Source organism: Mycobacterium sp. (genome assembly GCF_035603715.1).
Classification (GTDB): domain Bacteria; phylum Actinomycetota; class Actinomycetes; order Mycobacteriales; family Mycobacteriaceae; genus Mycobacterium.
The window spans coordinates 1-5,610 of the sequence record NZ_DATNJW010000270.1; the positions used below are offsets into that span (position 1 = coordinate 1).

Sequence of the window (5,610 nt, forward strand, 5' to 3'; positions counted from 1 at the left end):
CGTCGGATTTACCAGCGACATCAAAAACCTGCTGCCGATGTTGGCGGTGTTCAAACCGACCGTCGTGGTGTCGGTGCCGCGGGTGTTCGAGAAGGTGTACAACACCGCCGAGCAGAACGCCGCCAACGACGGCAAGGGGCCGATCTTCAAGGCGGCGGCGCAGACCGCGGTCGACTGGAGCCGAGCCCAGGACAGCGGCGGGCCGGGGCTGGTGCTGCGCGCCAAGCATGCGCTGTTCGACCGGTTGGTCTACGGCAAGCTGCGCTCTGCGCTGGGCGGCAACTGCAGCGCCTCGGTGTCCGGTGGGGCACCGCTGGGTGCGCGGCTGGGCCACTTCTACCGCGGCGTGGGCGTGACCATCTACGAGGGCTACGGCCTGACCGAGACCAGTGCGGCGATCACCGTCAACCAGATCGATGCGCTGAAGGTCGGCACAGTCGGAAAGTTGTTGCCGGGCAACAGTATCCGCATCGCCGACGACGGCGAATTGCTGCTGCGCGGCGGTGTGGTGTTCGCCGGCTATTGGCACAACGATCAGGCCACCAGCGAGGCGTTCCAGGACGGCTGGTTCAAGACCGGCGACCTGGGGGCGGTCGACGAACAGGGATTTCTGACAATCACCGGTCGCAAAAAGGAGATCATCGTCACCGCCGGTGGAAAGAACGTCGCCCCAGCCGTTTTGGAAGACCAATTGCGGGCGCACCCGCTGATCAGCCAGGCGATGGTGGTCGGCGACGCCAAGCCGTTCGTTGGAGCGCTGATCACCATCGATCCCGAGGCGTTCGAAGGCTGGAAGCAACGCAACGGCAAGTCGGCCGGCGCCACGGTGGGCGATCTCGCCAACGACCCCGACCTGCTCGCCGAGGTGGACGGCGCTGTCAAACAGGCCAATCTGTCTGTGTCGCATGCGGAGTCGATTCGTAAATTCCGTATTCTGCCCGTCGACTTCACCGAGGACACCGGCGAGCTGACGCCGACGATGAAGGTGAAGCGCAAGGTGGTTGCCGAGAAGTTCGCCGACGACATCGAAGCGATCTATCACAAGGACTAGCCGGTGAGCAGGCCGGACAGCCGCTCGGCCAGATCGTCCCACCGCCACTGGGCGGTTGCCCACTCCCGGCCGGCGGCGCCCATCGCGGCGGCGCGATCCGGATCGGCCAGCAGCTCGCTGACCGCGTCGGTGATCTGCTGCACCGAACGACCGTCGACAACGACCCCAGTCTGGTTGTGCCGCACCGTTTCCGGTGCGCCACCAGAGGTTCCGGCGATCACCGGCACGCCGGTGGCAGAAGCTTCCAGGAAGACGATGCCCAGCCCTTCGACATCCAGCCCGGCGCCACGCGTCCGGCACGGCATGGCGAACACGTCGGCCATCGCGTGATAAGCGGGCAGGTCCGCCGACGGAACACCGCCGGTGAACGTGACGTGATCGCTGACGCCGAAGCGCTCGGCCAGCCCACGCAGCGTGTCCAGATACGGACCCCCGCCGGCGATGACCAGCGCGGCGCCATCCACCCGCTGCCGGATCGCCGGCAGTGCCCGGATCAACATGTCCTGGCCTTTGCGCGGTACCAGCCGGGACAGGCATAGCACCGTGGGCCGCTGGCCCAGACCGTAGCGGGCGCGCAGCTCAGCGCGGCTGCCCGGATCGGGACGGAACCGCTCGGTGTCGACGCCGGGCGGCACGTGTTCCAACCGCGCTTGCGGTCCGAACGCCGACGCGAAACGCCGTCGGGTGTATCGGCTGACGAACGTGACGACATCACTGTCCTCGCCGATGCGACGCAGCACCGACCGTGCCACCGGAACCATCGACCAGCCCACCTCGTGACCATGAGTACTCGCCAGCACCCGGCTGGCCCCGGCTCGACGGGCGCGCTGAGCCAGCAGGCCCAGCGGCGCCGCGGCGCCGAACCAGACGGTGTCGATGCCGTCTTCGGCGATCAGTCGGCGCATCCGGTAGTCGACGGTGGGTACGGGCAACATCAGCGACCCGGGGTGTCGCACCACGCGATAGCCGCCGGTCTGCGCGTCGAAGACGTCGGCGTCCTTCCACTGCGGCGCGTACACCGTCAGGGTGTGCTCGCCGGTGGCGGCCAACCGCGACACCAACTCGACCAGATACGACTGGATGCCGCCACGCCGAGGCGGAAAGTCGTTGGTTACCAGCAGGACCCGGGACACCTACGAAGGCTAGCCTGACGGCCCCGGGCGTCGAAATCGACGGTCAGCGGGTGGGCTGACGTGACAGCCACTGCTGCCAGTCGGCGAGGATCCCGGCCGGGTCGTTGCCCAGCACGTCGTGGACAGCATCGGGCAGATCGGCGTGCCCGTCTCCGCAGGCGGCCCGGTACAGGGCCCGCAGCGTCGGCGCTCCGCGGGTGTCGGCGACGAAAAGCGCGAACAGCCAGGCCCGGTCGTAGGCCTGCGAGCGCTGCGGCCCCGGGGCGGCCAGGTCGGCGTCGGACGGCAGCGCGGTGGGAAGCGGTGCGACGTCGGGCAGCGGGGTGTGCGGCCGCGCGACGTAGTCGGCCACGCCCTCGGTCAGCCAGCGGGGTGCATCCACGGCGGTGTCGGCGCGTGCCGCATAGTGAAAAAGCTCGTGGCTCAACACGATTCGCAACGCCGACCCGCTCATCCCGGCGGCGCCCGGGGCGAAGACTATCCGCTGACCAAGCGCGATCCGCCGGGCGGGTTCGACGCGGTCCGCGACGGCGATGGCGGCGATGTCGGCCCATTGCCCGGCGGGGCCGCCGCCGGCCCGCGCCTCGAATTGCCGCTGCGAGCCGGTGGCCACCACGTCGACGTCGTGCGGCCAGTCGGTTCCCCAGAAGGCTTCCACGGCGTCGACAGCATGACCCATTTCCGCGGCGACGCGTGCCAGCAGGGTTTGTGCTTGCGGCCCGTCGAGGTTGGTCATCACCAGCGTGCGGTCACCGACTTCCAGCCGCCGCGGCGCGCTGACGCCGGCGGATGGTTGCCCGGATCGCTGCGCCGCTGGTCGCTGGGCGTTGATTGCTGCGAAGCCACCGAGGACCAGCTCGACGGCTAATACGCAGGCCAGCAGCCCGCGTCCGCCCCTAGTAGCGGCGGGCGTCGTAGATCGGGCCGGAGGAGTTCATCGGCACCACCCGCACCGGCACGCCGTAGGTGGAGGAATGGATCATCAGGCCGTCACCGATATAGAGGCCGGCGTGCGATGCGTCGGAGTAGAACGTCAGCACGTCACCCGGCTGCAGATCGGACAGCGACACCGGCTGTCCGCCGTGCGCCAGCGCCTGGCTGGAGTGCGGCAGCGCGATGCCGGCCTGCTGGAACGCCCACATCACCAGGCCCGAGCAGTCGAATCCGCCCGGCGCGGCGCCACCCCACGAATAGGGGTCACCGACGCGAGTGAGCGCGGCCTGAACGGCGATCGCACCCTGGCCGGAGCCAGGTCCGGCGCCTGGTCCGGGAGCACCCGGCCCACCGCCCGGCGCCAGTGCTTCAGGTGGTGGAGCCGCGGCGGCCACGGCAGCCGGCGGGACGGGCCCGGGCGCCGCCAACGCGGTGCGCTCCGGCGGGCTCAGCGCCAGGTATTGCGACTTGACGATGCCGATCTGCAGCTGCAGCCGGCTCTGCTTGGACTGCAAGCTCGCGCGCACCGCGGTCGCCTGCTCGGCGGCGGTCTTGGCGTCGGCGGCCGATTTCGCCGATTCCTTCTCGGCTTTGGCTGCCTCTTCGCGGGTGGCGCGGTAGGTGGCCATCTGGCTGAGCATCGCCGTGGAGATCACCCGCTGCACGGCCAGCTTGCCGATCAGCTGCTGCGGTGACTCGGCGGTCATGATCGCGTTCATGCCGTCGGTACGGCCGCCCATGTACATGGCTGCCGCAAACTTGTCGACGTCGGTCTGGTAGGTAGCCAGTCGCGCTTTCGCGGCGTCCGCGGCGGCCTGGTCGTCGTTGTGTTTCTTCTCTGCGGTCCGCTGCGCAGCCAGCTTGTTGTTGAGATCGAGCTGCGCGCTGTGCATTGCTTCGGTGGTCTGCTCGGCCTGCCGGGACAACTCGTTGAGCTTTGCCATCGCGTCATTGGACGGGTCTGCCAGCACATTGCTGGCTGCCACTCCGGACAGCGCAACTAGTCCGGCTAGCGCAAGGACAGCAAAACGCATAGCGACGCGCAAAGACACACGTTCACCGTTTAGCTTTGTCCGCAAAAGTTTGTTTCCTTAAAACCCGCCGGCGTAACGGCCGAATCTGCTTTAGGTCTCAGATAGGTTACGAAACGGCGTCGAGCTTGTCCAACTCTGAGTTGTTAAGAAAACAGCAAGATTTCAGACTAACGCCGTTAGGCGACCCCGGGCCGCTGACGGTGAATGGGTACCAAACGCAGTCTGGGTGCCAATCCCGCGTCGGCGAGTACCTCCAACGCGACGCGCTCATCTTCCAGCAAAGTTTCCGGTACCCCGAGTATCACGCTGACCACGCAGTCACGGCATCCGGGACCGCGCACAGCGCAGTCGTCGCAGTCGATGACCACGGGTTCTGTCGAATCGGGCGGAGTTGCCGCCGCCCAATCAGGCTCACTGTCATGTGCCATCTGGTTGGTCCTCTCCGTCTTGCTCAGCGGTCTTGCCGTGACGCTATCTGCGGGCACCGACAAGTTTTTGCTCTCCGCCCCTCGGCGGCGGGTGGCCCTCTGGCCGCGACGCGCCGGGGTGAAACCCGGGCCGTGTCGGTGTGAGTGGTTAACGTCCCCGCCATGGGCGCGCCCGCTGCCGAGCAGCTGAGCCTCCCCGATCTCGACGGGGCTGCCGAAATATCGCTGCGCGAAACCACTTTCGTCGTTGTCGACCTGGAGACCACTGGCGGTCGCATGACAGCCGCCGACGGGAAGGTCGCTGACGCGATCACCGAGATCGGCGCGGTCAAAGTCCGCGGCGGCGTGGTGCTCGGCGAGTTCGCCACCCTGGTCGACCCGCAGCGCAGCATCCCGCCGCAGATCGTGCAGCTGACCGGCATCACCACCGCGATGGTCTGCGACGCGCCGACCATAGCCGCGGTGCTGCCGATGTTTCTCGAGTTCGCCCGCGGTGCCGTAATGGTCGCCCACAACGCCAGGTTCGACATGGGGTTCCTGCGGGCCGCCGCCGATCAATGCGGCATCCGATGGTCGCGGCCGCAGACGCTGTGCACGGTCCAGCTGGCCCGGCGGGTGCTCAGCCGCGAAGAGGCGCCGAGCGTGCGGCTGGCCGCGCTGGCGCGGCTGTTCGCCGTCGCCAGCCAGCCCACCCACCGGGCACTCGACGACGCCCGGGCCACCGTCGAGGTGCTGCACGCGCTCATCGAACGGGTCGGCAACCAGGGCGTGCACACCTATGCCGAGCTGCGGTCCTACCTGCCCGATGTGTCACCGGCGCAGCGACGCAAACGAGTGTTCGCCGAGGGATTGCCGCGCCGGCCCGGGGTGTACCTGTTTCGCGGCCCGGCCAATGAGGTGCTCTACGTCGGCACCGCAATTAACTTGCGGCGCAGGGTAAGTCAGTACTTCAACGGCTCAGATCAGCGGACCCGGATCAAAGAGATGGTCACGTTGGCCGGCTCCGTCGAGCACGTCGAATGCGCGCACGC

General features: G+C 68.0%; 6 protein-coding genes. 2 read left to right on the forward strand and 4 right to left on the reverse strand.

Going from position 1 to position 5,610, the window contains the following annotated elements:
• Positions 1-1,051 (forward strand): long-chain fatty acid--CoA ligase (locus VN856_RS11450; protein WP_325689037.1); only part of this gene is annotated, 1,051 nt, incomplete at its 5' end.
• Here VN856_RS11450 and VN856_RS11455 read toward each other — a convergent pair.
• From VN856_RS11455 to VN856_RS11470, 4 genes are all read right to left on the reverse strand, one after another.
• Complete coding sequence (locus tag VN856_RS11455) at positions 1,048-2,184, reverse strand: glycosyltransferase family 4 protein (RefSeq protein ID WP_325689040.1); 1,137 nt, start codon at positions 2,182-2,184, stop codon at positions 1,048-1,050. The two genes, VN856_RS11450 and VN856_RS11455, sit on opposite strands and share 4 nt — an antisense overlap.
• A gap of 43 nt (positions 2,185-2,227) precedes the next feature.
• The gene (locus tag VN856_RS11460; protein WP_414686931.1) at positions 2,228-2,920 is read right to left on the reverse strand and encodes a hypothetical protein; all 693 of its coding nucleotides are present in this window, start codon (positions 2,918-2,920) and stop codon (positions 2,228-2,230) included.
• A 160-nt stretch (positions 2,921-3,080) separates the two neighbouring features.
• Entirely contained in the window at positions 3,081-4,151 is a 1,071-nt protein-coding gene (ripC, locus tag VN856_RS11465; protein ID WP_325689048.1) for a peptidoglycan hydrolase RipC, read from the reverse strand.
• Between the two features lie 176 nt (positions 4,152-4,327).
• A complete protein-coding gene (locus tag VN856_RS11470; RefSeq protein WP_325689042.1) occupies positions 4,328-4,579 on the reverse strand; it encodes a hypothetical protein in 252 nt (83 codons plus the stop codon).
• Between the two features lie 162 nt (positions 4,580-4,741).
• On the opposite strand from VN856_RS11470, the gene VN856_RS11475 reads away from it, so the two are divergent.
• Positions 4,742-5,610: exonuclease domain-containing protein (locus tag VN856_RS11475; RefSeq protein ID WP_325689044.1), on the forward strand; the 869-nt coding region annotated here is incomplete at its 3' end.